Source organism: Sphingomonas quercus, from assembly GCF_018863195.1.
GTDB lineage: Bacteria > Pseudomonadota > Alphaproteobacteria > Sphingomonadales > Sphingomonadaceae > Solisphingomonas > Solisphingomonas quercus.
Window position 1 is genome coordinate 264,749 of record NZ_JAHKRT010000001.1, and the last position, 15,147, is coordinate 279,895.

The window sequence follows — 15,147 nt, forward strand, 5'->3', positions numbered from 1 at the left end:
GCTAGCAAATCGATTATTCCAACGCCGATAATCGAGGGACACGATAAGTGACCACCTATCTGCCGACCCTGAAGCAGCTGCAATATCTCGTCGCGCTGAAGGACGAGGGGCATTTCGGGCGCGCTGCGGACGCCTGTTTCGTCACCCAGTCGACGCTGTCGGCGGGCCTGCGCGAGCTGGAATCGCTGATCGGCATCACGCTGGTCGAGCGCACGCGTCGCGTGGTGCGCTTCACCCCGCTCGGCCAGCGCATCGCCGAGAAAGCGATGCGCGTGCTGCGCGAGGCGGAGGAGCTGGCCGACATGGCGCGTGCCGCCGGCAAGCCGCTGTCGGGCGAGCTGCGCATGGGCGTGATCCCGACCATCGCCCCGTTCCTGCTGCCACGCATGCTGCCGCGGCTGCGCGCCGAATGGCCGGACCTCAAGCTCTATCTGCGCGAGGAGACGACGCCCGCCGCCTGTGAATCGCTTCACCGCGGCCAGCTCGATTGCGTGTTGCTGGCGCTGCCCTATGCGTGCGGCGAGGTGGAGTCGCTCGACCTGTTCGAGGATCGGCTGTTCGTCGCCATGCCGGAGGACGGCCGCGCCCCGACCACCGTCATCGCCCCCGAGGATATCGACCCGGCCCAGCTGCTGCTGCTCGAGGACGGGCATTGCCTGAAGGACCATGCCCTTGCCGCCTGCAACCGGCCGGAGCTGCGCGCGGAGGCGGCGATGCTCGGCACCTCGCTGCACACTCTGGTGCAGATGGTCGACAATCGCCTTGGCGTGACGTTGCTGCCGGAAATGGCGATCACCGCGGGCATTCTCGACGGCACCCGCGTCGTCGCCCATCCGCTCGATGCCGAGCATCCCGTGCGCCGCATCGCGCTGGTCTGGCGGCGCGGCAGTCCGCGGGAAAAGGAATTCCGCCTGCTCGGCGAGGCGCTGCACAAGGCGGCCTGAGCGCGGCGCGAGGGCCGGAGAAGCCCGCCCCCAGGGGCGACGGCGCCGGCTGCTCAGTCCATATGCCTGATGCCGACGCGCAGATAATCCCAGCCGGTGATCACCGTCAGCACCGCGGCCGCCCACAGGCTGAACACCCCGACGAAGCGGACCGACTCCCACCCCGGCAGCGCGCCGGCGAGGATGATGCCGCCCAGCGAGACGAGCTGGAACGTCGTCTTCCACTTGGCGAGCTTCGACACCGGCACTGACACCTGCAGCTGGGCGAGGAACTCGCGCAGGCCCGAAACCGCGATCTCGCGGACGAGGATGATGATCGCGGCGATGACGTTCCAGTCGTCGATGTCGCGGGTGAACACCAGCATCACGATCACCGCGGCGACCATGATCTTGTCGGCGATCGGATCGAGGAAGATGCCGAGCCTGGACACCGCGCCCTGCGCGCGCGCCAGATAGCCGTCGAAATAATCGGTGACGCCCATCAGCACATAGAGCGCGAAGCACAGCGCGTAATGGGACGGCAGCGGATGCCAGAGCAGCGCCACCAGCAGCGGCACGGCGACGATGCGCGACAGGGTCAGGAGATTGGGCAGCGTCAGCATTCGGGCGCAGCCTAGAGTGATTCACGCCACCAAGGAACCCCGCCCGCCTCTTGCCCTTGGACGCGGCCGGCAAAGACGGTTATGGGACGGCGCAGGATAGACAGAGCCGATCCCCACCGCATGACCCCTTCCTTCCGGCTCCTCGGCCAGCGGCGATTTTTGCCGCTGTTCGCGACCCAGTTCCTGGGGGCCTTCAACGACAATCTCTTCAAGACTGCGATGGTGCTCCTCGTCACCTATCGCATCTATTCCGACGAGACGAAGGAAGCGGCGTTCAATGCCGTCGCCGGGGGTGTCTTCATCCTCCCCTTCTTCCTGTTCTCGGCGCTGGCCGGGCAGCTCGCGGACAGCCACGACAAGGCGCGCATCATCCGCATCGTCAAGTCGCTGGAAATCGCCATCATGCTGGTCGGCGCGAGCGGGCTCTATCTGCACAATGTCCCGCTGCTGCTGACGGCGCTGATGGCGATGGGCTGCCACTCGGCCTTTTTCGGGCCGATCAAATACGCCATCCTGCCCCAGCATCTCGAGCCCGAGGACGTGCTCGGCGGCACCGGGCAGGTCGAGGCGGGCACCTATTTCGCGATTCTCGCCGGCACGATCGTCGGCGGCCTCATCTCGGCCGAGGCGGCGGCGGTGCTGGCGCTGGTCGTGGCGGTGATCGGCCGCTTCGTGTCGAGCTTCGTGCCCCCTGCCCCACCGCTCGTCGACGAGAAGCATGCCGGTGTCGACTATCACATCGTCCGCTCCTCCATCCATCTCGTCTCCGAGACGATGCACATCCCGCGCCTGTTCCTGGCGATCGCCTCGATCAGCTTCTTCTGGATGATGGGCGCGATTCTCGCCGCGCAGTTCCCGCCGCTCGTCAAGAACGTGCTCTATGCCGATCAGCAGGTGGCGACGCTGTTCCTCGCCATCTTCTCGATCGGCGTAGCGATCGGCTCGATCGTCATCAACCGGCTGCTCAAGGGCACGGTATCGGCGCGCTGGGCGCCGGCCTCGGCGCTGATCATGGGCGTGTTCGTGCTCGATCTCTACTGGGCGACCTCGCACTGGCCGCTGCCGGAAGCGGGGGCGCCGCTGATGCTGCTCAGCGATTTCATCCGCCTGCCCCATGCCGATCGGGTGCTGATCGACCTGCTCGGCATCGCCACCTTCGGCGGCATGTTCGTGGTGCCCCTCTACGCCTTCCTCACCACCACCGTGGGCAAGGACCACACCGCGCGCACGGTGGCGGCGAACAATATCGTCAACTCAGGCGCGATGGTGCTGGCGGCGGTGCTGCTCTTCGCGCTGGTGCAGATGGGCTATACCGTCGCCGAAACGCTGCTGATGGTGGCGCTGGCCAGCGGCGGCTCGGCGTGGCTCGCCTGGAAGCTGCACAAGGCCTGCGACTGAGGCGGATCAGGCGGTCAGCGCATGCTGGGCGCCGCCGTGTCCGATCGGCGTGCGGAGCACCGGCATCGCCACGGCGTTGGGCATGCCCTCCCCATGCCGGCGCAGAAGCGTGGCGAGCTGGCGCGCATCCACCGCCCGCGAAAACAGGAAGCCCTGCGCGTAGAGGCCGCCCAGCCGCACCAGCTCGGCCGCCTGCTCCACAGTCTCGACCCCTTCCGCAACGACGCGGATGCCGAGCTTGCGGGCGATCTCCAGCAGCCCCTCGATGATCGCCAAGCTGGGATCGCCCGGCGCCATCCGGGCGATGAAGCTGCGGTCGATCTTGATCGCATCGACCGGCACCGACAGCAGGTGAGTGAGCGAGGCATAGCCGGTGCCGAAATCATCGAGGGCGACGCGCAGGCCACAGGAGCGCAGCGCCTGGCTGACTTCGGCGACGACATGGTCATGCTCGCCGATATAGACCTGCTCGGTCACCTCCAGCGTGACGTGGTGAAGCGGAATGCCGCGCGCGTCGAAGGCCGAAACCAGCTTCTCGCGCAGGTTGCCGCCGCGGAAATCTGCGGAGGTGGCGTTGATGCTGACATGCTGGAGCGGCAGCCCCATGTCGAACCAGCGCCGCAGGTCGTCGGCGACCAGCGCCAGCATGCGATCGGTCAGGCTGGCGGCGATGCGGGCATCGGTAATCGCGTCGCTGAACGCGCCGGCGGCGAGGATCTCGCCCCCCGGCAGGATCAGCCGGCACAGCGCCTCCACGCCGATGATCTCGCCCGTGTCGAGGCGGACGATCGGCTGATAGTAAGCGACGATACGGTCGTCGCGCAGCGCCTGCTCGACGTTGCGGATCGACGAAAGCCGGTCAGTCATCCGCGTGCCGATGCCGGGCCAGTATCGCACGAAACCGCCGCGCCCGAGTTCCTTGGCATGATAGAGCGCGAAATCCGCGTTGCGCCGGACCATTTCCGCGTTCTCGTCACCGGGCAGGACAACGGCGCCGCCGATCGTCGCGCGCGGCGTCACCACGAAGACGTCGCAATCCAGCGGGGCGGTGATGGCGGCAAGGATCGCTTCGGCACCGGCCTGGAAATCACCGAGCATGGCCGGGTCCTGCACCAGCACGGCGAAGGCGTTGCCGCCGACGCGAAACACCTTGTCCGGCGCGGCCGAGGCGGCGATGCGCGCGGCGACGCCCTGCAGCACCCGGTCGCCGAGATGACGGCCGAACGTGTCGTTGATGAGGTGGAGATTGTCGATGTCGATCAGCAGCAGGCCCCAGGCGTCCGGCCGGGCGACCGGCATGCCGGCGATCGCCACCCGGAAGGAATCATGATCGGGCAGGCCGGTCAGCGCGTCGAAGCGGGCCCGGCGCTCCCGGGCCAGCGCGCGCTCGTGCCGCTCCATGGCAATGGCGCACAGGCGGGCGCAGAGGTCGACCAGCGAGCGCTCCTCGCCGGTAGGGCCGCGCCGCTCGCGATAATAGATGGCGAAGGTGCCGATCACCTCGCCGGTGCTGTCGAAGACCGGCGTTGACCAGCAGGCGCGCAGGCCGAGGGCGAGGGCAGCCGGGCCGAACTCGCCCCAGCGCGGATCATGCTCGATATCGGAGACGACCACCGGCTCGCGCAGATAGGCAGCGGTGCCGCAGGCGCCGGCATTAGGCCCGATCATCCAGTTGTCGACGGATTCGGCGAAGCTTGCCGGCAGGCTGGGCGCCGACAGCGGGTGCAGGAGCCCGCTGCGGTCGACGCCGATCACCGTACACACGGTCCCGGGCGAGGATGTCTCGACCTCCCGGCAGAGACGGTCGCCGATCAGCCGCGCGGGCGCGCCGCGTGCCAGCATATCCAGAATGGAGATCTGCAGTCGATCCATCGCGGTCCAGCCCTGGTCGGACGCCGGCACAATATACCGGCATGCTGAACAGGAAACCGCAAAACTCTTTGAAAGCGGGTTAATCGCCTCCGACGGTCAGCGCGACCCGGAGCCAAAGGCCCGATTCAGTCCTCGGCCTGCTCGGCGAGGCGCGAATGCTTCTCGGCCTTCGCCGCCTTGGCCTTCAGCCAGTCGCGATTGGCGTAGAGCACCGCTGCGGCGACCGCCGCCGAGCCGATCCCCGCGCCTATGCCGATCCAGCGCGCGACATTGCCATTGGCGGCATTCCGCTCGCCCTTCTCGCCCTTGTCGACCGGCGCCTTGCCGTCCGCGGCACTCTTTCCGTCCGTCTTCACAGTCATATCAATGCGCCATTGCCTTCACGATATCCTCGACCATCTTCTTCGCATCGGCGAGAAGCATCATGGTATTGTCCATGTAGAAGACATCATTGTCCACGCCGGCATAACCAACGCCGCCCATTGATCGTTTCACGAAAAGCACCGTCTTGGCCTTTTCCACGTCGAGCACCGGCATGCCGTAGATCGGCGAGGTCTTGTCGGTCTTGGCCGCCGGATTGGTGACGTCGTTGGCGCCGATGACGAAGGCGACATCGGTCTGGGCGAATTCGCCGTTGATGTCCTCCAGCTCGAACACCTCGTCGTAAGGCACGTTGGCCTCGGCGAGCAGCACGTTCATGTGGCCCGGCATGCGGCCCGCCACCGGATGGATGGCGTACTTCACGGTGACGCCTTCCTTCTTCAACAGGTCGGCCATCTCGCGCAGCGCGTGCTGGGCCTGCGCCACCGCCATGCCGTAACCGGGCACGATGATCACCTGCTCGGCCTGCTTCATCATGAAGGCGGCGTCCTCGGCCGAGCCGCGCTTCCACGGCCGGTCGGTCTGGGCCGCGCCGCCGCCGCCGCCGGCCTCGGCGCCGAAGCCGCCGGCGATCACCGAGATGAAGCTGCGGTTCATCGCCCGGCACATGATGTAGGACAGGATCGCGCCCGAGGAGCCGACCAGCGCGCCGGTGATGATCATCGCCGTATTATGCAGCGTGAAGCCCATCGCCGCAGCCGCCCAGCCCGAATAGCTGTTCAGCATCGACACCACCACCGGCATGTCCGCGCCGCCGATGGGGATGATCAGCAGGAAGCCGATGAGGAAGGAGAGCGCCGTGACAGCGCCGAACACCCAGGTCGACTGGTCGGTCAGGAAATAGGCGATCAGCCCGAGGATCAGCGCCAGCGTGCCAAGATTGATGACATGGCGGCCGGGCAGCATGATCGGCTTGCCCGACATGTTGCCGTTGAGCTTCAGGAAGGCGATCACCGAGCCGGAGAAGGTGATCGCGCCGATCGCCACGCCCAGACCCATCTCGATCCGGCTCTGGAGGTGGATGACGCCGTCCAGGTCGGCGATCCCGAACGGGATCGGGTTGAGATAGGCGGCACCGGCCACCAGCACCGCGGCAAGACCGACCAGCGAGTGGAAGGCCGCGACAAGCTGCGGCATCGCCGTCATCGCGATACGCCGCGCGATAACGAAACCGACGCTTCCGCCGATCAGGATGGCAATCAGAATCTCGGGCAGGCTGGCGATCTCGTGGGTGATGAGCGTCGTCACCACCGCGATCAGCATGCCGATCATGCCGTAGCGGTTGCCGCGGCGCGAGCTTTCCGGGCTCGATAGCCCGCGCAGCGCGAGGACGAAGCACACGCCCGCGATCAGATAGGCGAAGCCCACCCAGGCCGGCACTGCTAGAGCTTCGTGCATCTTAACCCGTTCCCCTCACTGCTTCGGACGATCGCCGGCCCCGCTCAGGCCTTGCGATCCTTTTTCTTGTACATGGCGAGCATGCGCTCGGTGACGGCGAAGCCACCGAAGATGTTGATCGAGGCCAGCACCACGGCCGCGAGGCCGAGCCACTTGGAGGTGGCCGAGCCGGCCGCCGCGGAGGCGACCAGCGCCCCGACGATGATCACCGACGAGATCGCGTTGGTCACCGCCATCAGCGGCGTGTGCAGGGCCGGGGTCACCGACCAGACGACGTAATAGCCCACGAAGCAGGCCATCACGAAGATCGACAGGATCGATACGAAATCCATGTTTCCGCCCTTATTCCCTGCGCTCGTCCGTTCGTTTCGAGCCTGTCGCGAAGCAGCCACCATGGCCGCGCCGTCCCGACTTCGGGTCTCGATCTCGCCCGCCCCACCCCGCTTCGCAAGCGAGGAAGGGGCCGGCAAGCGCCTAGTTCCCCAGCAGCCGCTGGTTCACCACCTTGCCGTCTCTGGTCAGGCGGATCGCGTCACCGATCTCCTCGCCATCGGGCAGGATCGGCCGGTTGGCCTCCTTGTCCCAGAATGCGGAAAGGAAATTATAGAGGTTGCGCGAAAACACCGCCGAGGAATCGGTGGCGATGCGGCTCGGCACGTTGCGGTTGCCGATGATGCGCACGCCGTGCCGCTCCACCGTCTCGCCGGCCACCGCGCCCTCGACATTGCCGCCCGCCTCGACCGCGAGATCGACGATGATCGAGCCGGGGCGCATCGTCGCGATCTGCGCGTCCGTGATCAGGCGCGGCGCGGGCCGGCCGGGGATCAGCGCGGTGGTGATGACGATGTCCTGCTTGGCGATGTGCGAGGAGACCAGGTCCGCCTGCGCGGCCTTATATTCGTCCGACATCTCGGTGGCGTAGCCGCCGGTGCCCTCGCCCTCGATACCGGCGACGCTCTCCACAAAGATCGGCTTGGCGCCGAGCGACAGGATCTGCTCCTTGGTCGCAGAGCGAACGTCCGTCGCCGAAACCTGCGCGCCGAGGCGCCGCGCGGTGGCGATGGCCTGGAGGCCGGCGACGCCGACCCCCATCACGAACAGCTTGGCGGCCGACACCGTGCCCGCCGCCGTCATCATCATCGGCATGGCGCGATCATATTCCGCCGCCGCGTCGATCACCGCGCGGTAGCCGGAGAGGTTCGACTGGGAGGAGAGGATGTCCATGGACTGGGCGCGCGTGATGCGCGGCATGAATTCCATGGCCAGCGCCTCCAGCCCGGCCGCCGCATAGGCATCGACGCGCGCGCGCTCGACAAACGGGTTGAGGCCCGCCACCACCCAGGCGCCGGGCGCCTGTCCGCCCAGCGAGGCGGGGTCCGGGCCTTGCACGCCGAGGATGATCCCGGCGCCGGCCAGCGTCGCGGCGCGGTCGCCCAGCGTCGCGCCGGCATCGGCGTAGGCCTGATCGGGGATGGAGGCGGCGATACCGGCGCCCGACTCCACGGCCAGTTCAGCCCCCAGGCTGCGCAACTTCTTGACCGTTTCCGGCGTGGCAGCGACGCGGCGCTCGCCGGGCGCGCCCTCCTTGAGGACCGCAATCTTCATGGTCAGGGCTTAGCTGGCGATGATGAGGACGACGACGGCCGCGCAGATGAAGCTGATGATCGTGCCCCACTTCATCAGGGCGGTGAACCCGGAATAGGTGCCTTCGTGCGCGCTCAGCTCGAAGCCGCTGTCATGTTCTGCAACCATGCGTTTCCGCCCCCTGATGAATGTGCCGGCTGGTATACAGCCGCGCTCTTATCGCCGCACGACCGGGCGCTCAAGCCCCCGCCGTTTATCGTCCCTTTACACCCCCTGTCCTAGAACGACGCAATACGGCAATAAGGACTTCATGTTCGAGATGGCGGGAATCAGGACAAGGACGCTGCTGCTCGTCGATGACGAGCCGGCGCAGGTGCGTCTTGTCACTGCGATGGCAGCACGAGCCGGCTGGCGGACGATCGCGGTGCCGGATGGGCGCAAGGCGATCGGGTTGATCGCGGATCGGCTCGAACCTGTCGACGCGGTGCTCATCGATGTGTGGCGGCCGGCGGAAAGCGGCGCGGCGCTGGTGCGGGATATCCGCGCGCGCTGGCCGCAGCTGCCGATCGTGATGCTCACCGCGCAGCCGTCGATCGCGCTCGCGGTCGAGGCGATGCGCGCCGGGGCCAGCGATTTCCTGATCAAGCCGATCGCGCCCGACCGGCTGTTCGCCGCGCTCGAAGGCGCCTCCTTCGCCGATCAGGCCGAAGGCGAATTGCGCCCGCTCGCCGAGAAGACCATCGAGTCGCTGGGCTTCGACGAGATCGTCGGTTCCGCCCCCGCTTTCCGCACCGCGATGGCGGTCGCTGCCAAGGCGGCGCGCTCGCGCTTGCCCGTGCTGATCGAGGGCGAGGCCGGCAGCGGCAAGGAGCTGATCGCGCGCGCCATCCACGCCGCCTCGGCCCGCGGGCGGCGCCAGCCCGTGCTCGTCGAATGCGCGGCGCTGAGCCCGACGCACGCCGAATCCGAGATTTTCGGCCATGAGCGGGATGCCTTCGCCGGCGCCTTCCAGTCGAGCCCCGGCCGCATCGCCTATGCCGAGGGCGGGACGCTGATTCTGGGCGAGCCGGCGACGCTGTCCGACGCCGCCCAGGCGCGGCTGCTGACCTTGCTCGAGGACGGGCTGGTGACGCCGGTCGGCGGGCGCAATGCGCGCTGTGTCGACGTTCGCGTGATCGCGCTCGCCGAACGGCCGCTGTCGCAGGCGGTCGCGGCAGGGCGGCTGCGCCCCGAGCTCGCCGAACGGCTGGCGACGATCCAGATCCGCGTGCCCTCGCTGCGCCAGCGTGCCGGCGACGTGCCGGCGCTGGCCCGCCATCTCCTCTCGCGCATCAGCCGCAAGCCGGGCATGCGCGGCCTCGGCCTCACCGACGAGGCGCTGGCCCTGCTCACCACGCACAGCTGGCCGGGCAATGTCCGCCAGCTCCACGACGCGCTGTTCCGCGCGGCGCTGGATGCGGAAGGCGACGTGCTGACCATCGCCGATTTCCCCCAGGTGGCGCGCGCCGCCACCGTGACCGCGGACGCGGCGGTGCCCCTCGCCATTGCCGGCGGCATCGAGCTTTACGAGCGCGACGGGCATATCCGCCGGCTGGAGGCGATCGAAGCCGACATCATCCGCCTCGCCATCGGCCATTACGAAGGCCGGATGAGCGAGGTCGCCCGCCGACTCGGCATCGGCCGGTCGACGCTCTACCGCAAGCTCGTCGAACTGGGCCTGGACAGCGCCGCCTGAGCGCCACGTTAAAGCGTCAGCGCCACGTCGCGCATGCCGCGCCAGACGCGGATCGACTGCATCGTCTCGGGCACGTCATGAACGCGAAGCAGGTGCGCACCCTGCATCGCGCCGGCCAGCGCCAGCGCCAGCGATCCGCCGAGCCGACGGCCCACCGGAGCCTCATTGTCGAGCGCGCCGATCATCCGCTTGCGGCTGGCGCCCAGCATCAGCGGGCAGCCAAGGCCGTGGAACAGTGCCAGCCCGTTCATCAATGCGAGATTGTGGCGTAGCGTCTTGCCGAAGCCGATGCCCGGATCGACGATGATTTGCGATCGCTCGATCCCCGCCGCCTCGGCTGCGGCGATGCGCTCGGCCAGCCAGTCATAGACGTCGAGCAGCACGTCTTCATAATCCGGCGCGTCCTGCATCGTCTCGGGCGTCCCCTGATGATGCATCAGCACCACCGGACACCCCGCGTCCGCCACGATACCGGCCGCGCGCGGATCGTGCGTCAGGGCGGAGACATCGTTGATCAGGCGCGCGCCCGCCTTCAGCCCTTGCGCCATCACCGCCGCGTTGCGCGTGTCGAGCGAGACTGCGGTGCCGGCGCCCGCCAGCCGCTCGATCACCGGCAGGACGCGGGCCGCCTCGTCGCCCTCCCAGATCGGCCTGGCGCCGGGGCGGGTGGATTCACCCCCGACATCGATGATTGCCGCGCCGGCCGCCGCCATGCCGATGCCGGCCGATGCCGCCGCTGCCGCGTCACCATGGTGCGCGCCCGCATCGGAGAAGCTGTCTGGGGTGACGTTGAGGATGCCCATCACCTGCGGCGTATCGAGCGGCACCGTGCGCGGGCCGAGCACCAGCGGCGGGCGCGGCGCGGTGATGCGCGCGAGGATTGCCCGGCCTGGCCCGTCCAGCTCGGCGTCGACCTCGGCGACCGGCACGATGCGCGCCGGCCCGCGCCGTTCGATCAGCTCGACGGCGGAGAACCAGGTGAGCGAGCCGGCGAGGCGAAGCGCCTTCCCGAGGCTGCCGAACGGCGCATCGAGAAAGGCCGTCGGCCGAAGATAGACCGGCTCAGCCATCCCCGTGCTGCAGGAGGTAATCCTGGCGCAGCACGTCGATGGCGACGAGCGCGCCGGCCCGCTCGACATGCCAGAAGGTCCAGCCGTTGCACGAAGGCGCGCCCTGCAACGTGGCGCCGACCTTGTGGATCGAGCCCGTCTCGGTGCCGGCAGCGAGCGAGCCGTCGGCGCGCACGATCGCCGTCCAGCGGCGCCTGGCGTCGCACAGGATCGCGCCCGGCGCCAGCGCGCCGCTTTCCACCAGCGCGCCGAAAGCGACGCGCGGCTGGGTCCGCTTGGAGGCCATCACCGTCATCGCGCTCTCGTCGAGCGGCAGGCTGGCGGCGATGCGCTCCTCGGCGACGGCGACGTACTTGCTCTCGCGCTCGATGCCGATCCAGTGGCGGCCGAGGCGCCGGGCCACCGCGCCGGTGGTGCCGGTGCCGAAGAAGGGATCGAGCACCACGTCGCCCGGCTTGGTCGTCGCCAGCAGGATGCGATAGAGCAATGCCTCGGGCTTCTGGGTGGGATGCGCCTTGGTACCGTTGATCTTCAGCCGCTCCGGCCCGCCGCAGATCGGCAGGACCCAGTCCGATCGCATCTGCAACTCGTCGTTGAGCGCCTTCATCGCCTGATAGTTGAAGGTATAGCGTGAGCCCTCGCCGCGGCTCGCCCAGATCAGCGTCTCATGCGCGTTGGTGAAGCGGGTGCCTTTGAAGTTCGGCATCGGATTGGCCTTGCGCCAGACGATGTCGTTGAGGATCCAGAATCCCTCATCCTGGAGCGCAGAGCCGACCCGGAAGATATTGTGATAGCTGCCGATCACCCACAGCGTGCCGTCCGGTTTCAGAATGCGGCGCGCCTCGGCCAGCCACTCGCGCGTGAAGCGATCATAGGCGGCGAAGGTGTCGAACCTGTCCCAATCGTCGGTGACGGCATCGACGCGGCCGCCCTCCGGCCGGAACAGATCGCCGCCGAGCTGGAGGTTATAGGGCGGATCCGCGAAGATCATGTCGACGCAGGCATCGGGCAGCGCCCGCATCGCCGCCACGCAATCGTCGCGGATGATGCGATCGACCGCAATCGCTTGTGACCCGACGCGCGCGCGCCTCGTCTTCACCGGTAGCACAACGCCCATCCCAAGCCCCCCTGTCAGTGGCGGCAATAAGTGAGTCCCGCCGAGTCGCCGGTCAAGTGCAAAGACTTAGGCTGATTCGCGGAGGTGTCGTGGGAGCGGCGGAACACAAAGAGTCCCCCACATCATGTTGAGTCCGCCCCGCCCGCCCGGACTCAACGGGTGGTGGTGTGGCCGAAAGGACTCACGGCGCCTCGTGCGTAAGTTGGAGGCGGCACGGCGACCGCCAACATGTCTCACAAAAGCGCCGGCACGGGCGGCAGCAGCGCCGCGACCGGCGCGAAGCTGCGGCGGTGGAGGGGGCAGGGGCCGAGGCGGACCAGCGCGGCGCGGTGGTCGGGCGTGGCGTAGCCCTTGTTCGAGGCCCAGTTATAGCCGGGCCAGTCGGCGTGATGCTCCTGCATGATGCGATCGCGCGTCACCTTGGCGATCACCGAGGCGGCCGCGATCGAGCGGCACTTGGCGTCGCCTTCGACGATCGCGGTTGCCGTCCAGCGCCATTTCGGCAGGCGATTGCCGTCGACCAGCACCATCGCCGGCTCCACCCCCAGCGCATCGACGGCGCGAGCCATCGCCAGCATCGTCGCATGATAGATGTTCAGCCGGTCGATCTCCTCGACGTCACAGATGCCGACGCCGACCACGCCCATGCGCCGGATGCGAACATAGAGGCTGTCGCGATCCTCGGCGGTCAGCTTCTTCGAGTCGTCGATGCCGCGCGGGAATTTTCCGCGATCGAGGATCACCGCGGCGGCCACCACCGGGCCGGCGAGCGGCCCCCGCCCCGCCTCGTCGACGCCGGCGAGCGGCAGGGGATGATCCAGTTCGGGCTTGAAACTCGGCGGCATCGCGTCCTCCTAGCCCGCCCGGCCCGGCGCTTCCATCGGCATGATCACGTCGAACGGAACGACGCCCAGCGCGTGGCCCATCGGCCCCGATCCCTGCCCCAGCTCCGGCGCCACCCGCAGCGCGCGGCGGAGATAGGCCCGCGCGCGGCTGACCGAGCGTTCGGCCCCCAGCCCGGCCGCCAGCCCGGCGGCGATGCCGCTTGCCAGCGTGCAGCCGGTGCCATGAGTGTGGACGGTGTCGATGCGCGCCGACGACCAGGCCCGCTCACCCTCGGTCGTAATCAGCACATCGCGGATCACCGGCACGCCGGCGAACTCCGCCTCGATATGCCCGCCCTTGACCACCACGGCATGGCCGTGGCGGGCGACGAGCAGCTTACCGGCCTCGACCGCCTCGTCCATCGTGGTGACCGGCTGGCCGGTGAGCGCCGCCAGTTCCGGCGCGTTGGGGGTGGCAATGGTGGCGATGTCGAGCAATCGGGCAAAGGCGTCGATCGTGCCCCGGTCGGCCAGCATGTCGCCGCTGGTCGCGACCATCACCGGATCGAGCACGATCGGCACGTCCAGCCCCGCCAGTCGCTCGGCAAGCGCATGGGCGGTGCGCGCCGACCCGATCATGCCGATCTTGACCGCGTCGGTGCCGATATCGTCGAGCACGGCGTCGATCTGGGCCAGCACCATCGCCGTCGGGACGGCGTGCACGTCCGTCACGCCGAGCGTGTTCTGGGCGGTGATTGCCGTGATCGCGGTGGTGGCGTGGCCGCCGAGCATGGTGATCGTCTTGATATCGGCCTGGATCCCCGCCCCGCCGCCGGAATCCGATCCGGCGATGACCAGCACGCGCGGGATGGTCATGCCGCGCGCCGCACCGCGTCGCACACCTCGTCGACCACGGTCTCGACCAGCGCCGCGTCCTCGCCCTCGGCCATGACGCGGATAAGCGGCTCCGTGCCGGACTTGCGGATCAGCAGCCGCCCGGTGCCGGCCAGCCGCGCCTCGGCGGCGGCGATCGCGCCCTTCACCGCCTCGTGCTCCAGCGGCTGTCCGCCCGCGAAGCGGACATTCTTCAGCCGCTGCGGCAGCGGCTCGAACTGGCGAAGCAACTCGTGCGCGGGACGACCGGCCTCGACCAGCTCGCCCAGCACCTGGAGAGCGGCGACCAGCCCGTCGCCGGTGGTGGCGTGGTCGGAAAGGATGATGTGGCCGCTCTGCTCGCCGCCGACATTGTAGCCGCCGCGCCGCATCGCCTCGAGCACATGGCGATCGCCGACCGGCGTGCGCACCAGCTCGAGCCCGGCGGTGGCAAGGCGCCGCTCCAGCCCGAGGTTGGACATCACCGTCGCCACCACGCCACCGCCGTGCAGCGTGCCGCGCCGCGCCCAGGCGAGGCCGAGCAACGCCATCAGCTGGTCCCCGTCCACCGCCTGGCCGAGATCGTCGACGACGATCAACCGGTCGGCATCGCCGTCGAGCGCGATGCCGATATCGGCGCGCACCTCCGTCACCTTGCGGCGAAGGGCGGAGGTGTCGGTGGAGCCGACGCCGTCGTTGATATTGGTGCCGTTGGGCGAGACGCCGATCGAGATCACCTCGGCGCCGAGTTCCCACAGCGCCTCGGGCGCGACCTTGTAGGCCGCGCCGTTGGCGCAATCGATGACGACGCGCAGCCCGTCGAGCCGGAGATGCTCGGGAAAGGCAGACTTGACGGCGTGGATATAGCGGCCCTGGGCATCGTCCACCCGCCGCGCCCGGCCGATCTCGGCGGACGGCGCGAGGCGCGGGCTGGCGTCGATGCCCGCCTCGATCGCGGCCTCGTCGGCGTCGGACAGCTTGTAGCCGTCCGGCCCGAACAGCTTGATGCCATTGTCATAATAGGGGTTGTGGCTGGCCGAGATCATCACCCCCAGATCGGCGCGCATCGATCGGGTGAGCATCGCCACCGCCGGTGTCGGCATCGGGCCGACCAGCACCACGTCCATCCCCGCCGAGGTGAATCCGGCGACCAGCGCCGATTCCATCATGTAGCCGGACAGGCGCGTGTCCTTGCCGATGACGACGCGGTGGCGATGGTCGCCGCGCTGAAAGTGCGCGCCCGCCGCCTGCCCGACCCGCATCGCCACCTCCGGGGTCATCGGGGATTCGTTGGTGCGGCCACGAATGCCGTCGGTGCCGAAATATCTGCGGGTCACGGAACGCCTTCC

At 68.6% G+C, this 15,147-nt stretch carries 15 protein-coding genes; 3 read left to right on the forward strand and 12 right to left on the reverse strand.

What is annotated here, in order from left to right; translation table 11 throughout:
• Positions 1-47 precede the first annotated feature (47 nt).
• Entirely contained in the window at positions 48-944 is an 897-nt protein-coding gene (locus KOF26_RS01330) for a hydrogen peroxide-inducible genes activator (protein WP_216318783.1), read from the forward strand.
• Positions 945-997: 53 nt separating this feature from the next.
• On the opposite strand, the gene pgsA is transcribed toward KOF26_RS01330, so the two are convergent.
• Positions 998-1,546 carry a CDP-diacylglycerol--glycerol-3-phosphate 3-phosphatidyltransferase gene (gene pgsA, locus KOF26_RS01335; RefSeq protein ID WP_216318786.1) on the reverse strand — a complete coding sequence of 183 codons (549 nt, stop codon included), beginning with the start codon at positions 1,544-1,546 and terminating at the stop codon, positions 998-1,000.
• Positions 1,547-1,666: 120 nt separating this feature from the next.
• Here pgsA and KOF26_RS01340 point away from each other — a divergent pair, with 120 nt between their 5' ends.
• Positions 1,667-2,944: an MFS transporter gene (locus KOF26_RS01340; RefSeq protein ID WP_216318789.1), complete on the forward strand. Its 1,278-nt coding sequence runs from the start codon at positions 1,667-1,669 to the stop codon at positions 2,942-2,944.
• A 6-nt stretch (positions 2,945-2,950) separates the two neighbouring features.
• Here KOF26_RS01340 and KOF26_RS01345 read toward each other — a convergent pair whose 3' ends face one another.
• The 6 genes from KOF26_RS01345 to KOF26_RS01370 form a co-directional block, all read right to left on the reverse strand.
• Positions 2,951-4,816, reverse strand: coding sequence for a putative bifunctional diguanylate cyclase/phosphodiesterase (locus KOF26_RS01345; RefSeq protein ID WP_216318792.1), 1,866 nt, complete (start codon positions 4,814-4,816; stop codon positions 2,951-2,953).
• Positions 4,817-4,941: 125 nt separating this feature from the next.
• Entirely contained in the window at positions 4,942-5,178 is a 237-nt protein-coding gene (locus KOF26_RS01350; protein ID WP_216318795.1) for a hypothetical protein, read from the reverse strand.
• Between the two features lies 1 nt (position 5,179).
• Positions 5,180-6,595 (reverse strand): NAD(P)(+) transhydrogenase (Re/Si-specific) subunit beta, encoded by a 1,416-nt coding sequence (locus KOF26_RS01355; RefSeq protein WP_216318798.1) that lies wholly within the window; start codon positions 6,593-6,595, stop codon positions 5,180-5,182.
• A gap of 44 nt (positions 6,596-6,639) precedes the next feature.
• Entirely contained in the window at positions 6,640-6,927 is a 288-nt protein-coding gene (locus KOF26_RS01360; RefSeq protein WP_216318801.1) for an NAD(P) transhydrogenase subunit alpha part 2, read from the reverse strand.
• 142 nt (positions 6,928-7,069) lie between these two features.
• Complete coding sequence (locus tag KOF26_RS01365; protein WP_216318804.1) at positions 7,070-8,200, reverse strand: NAD(P) transhydrogenase subunit alpha; 1,131 nt, start codon at positions 8,198-8,200, stop codon at positions 7,070-7,072.
• Between the two features lie 9 nt (positions 8,201-8,209).
• Entirely contained in the window at positions 8,210-8,347 is a 138-nt protein-coding gene (locus KOF26_RS01370; RefSeq protein ID WP_216318808.1) for an aa3-type cytochrome c oxidase subunit IV, read from the reverse strand.
• Positions 8,348-8,498: 151 nt separating this feature from the next.
• Between KOF26_RS01370 and KOF26_RS01375 the strand changes: the two genes are divergently transcribed.
• On the forward strand, positions 8,499-9,914 hold the full coding sequence (locus KOF26_RS01375) for a sigma-54-dependent transcriptional regulator (protein WP_216319895.1): 1,416 nt from the start codon (positions 8,499-8,501) through the stop codon (positions 9,912-9,914).
• Between the two features lie 8 nt (positions 9,915-9,922).
• On the opposite strand, the gene folP is transcribed toward KOF26_RS01375, so the two are convergent.
• The 5 genes from folP to glmM all read right to left on the reverse strand — a co-directional run bounded on the left by folP (position 9,923) and on the right by glmM (position 15,135).
• Positions 9,923-10,984, reverse strand: coding sequence for a dihydropteroate synthase (folP, locus tag KOF26_RS01380; RefSeq protein WP_216318811.1), 1,062 nt, complete (start codon positions 10,982-10,984; stop codon positions 9,923-9,925).
• Complete coding sequence (locus tag KOF26_RS01385) at positions 10,977-12,101, reverse strand: site-specific DNA-methyltransferase (RefSeq protein WP_216318814.1); 1,125 nt, start codon at positions 12,099-12,101, stop codon at positions 10,977-10,979. Before KOF26_RS01385 ends, folP begins: the two co-directional genes overlap by 8 nt.
• A 233-nt stretch (positions 12,102-12,334) precedes the next feature.
• On the reverse strand, positions 12,335-12,946 hold the full coding sequence (gene rnhB / locus KOF26_RS01390; protein WP_216318817.1) for a ribonuclease HII: 612 nt from the start codon (positions 12,944-12,946) through the stop codon (positions 12,335-12,337).
• A gap of 9 nt (positions 12,947-12,955) precedes the next feature.
• The gene (thiD, locus tag KOF26_RS01395) at positions 12,956-13,801 is read right to left on the reverse strand and encodes a bifunctional hydroxymethylpyrimidine kinase/phosphomethylpyrimidine kinase (protein WP_216318820.1); all 846 of its coding nucleotides are present in this window, start codon (positions 13,799-13,801) and stop codon (positions 12,956-12,958) included.
• Entirely contained in the window at positions 13,798-15,135 is a 1,338-nt protein-coding gene (gene glmM / locus KOF26_RS01400) for a phosphoglucosamine mutase (protein WP_216318823.1), read from the reverse strand. Before glmM ends, thiD begins: the two co-directional genes overlap by 4 nt.
• Positions 15,136-15,147: the final 12 nt, after the last annotated feature.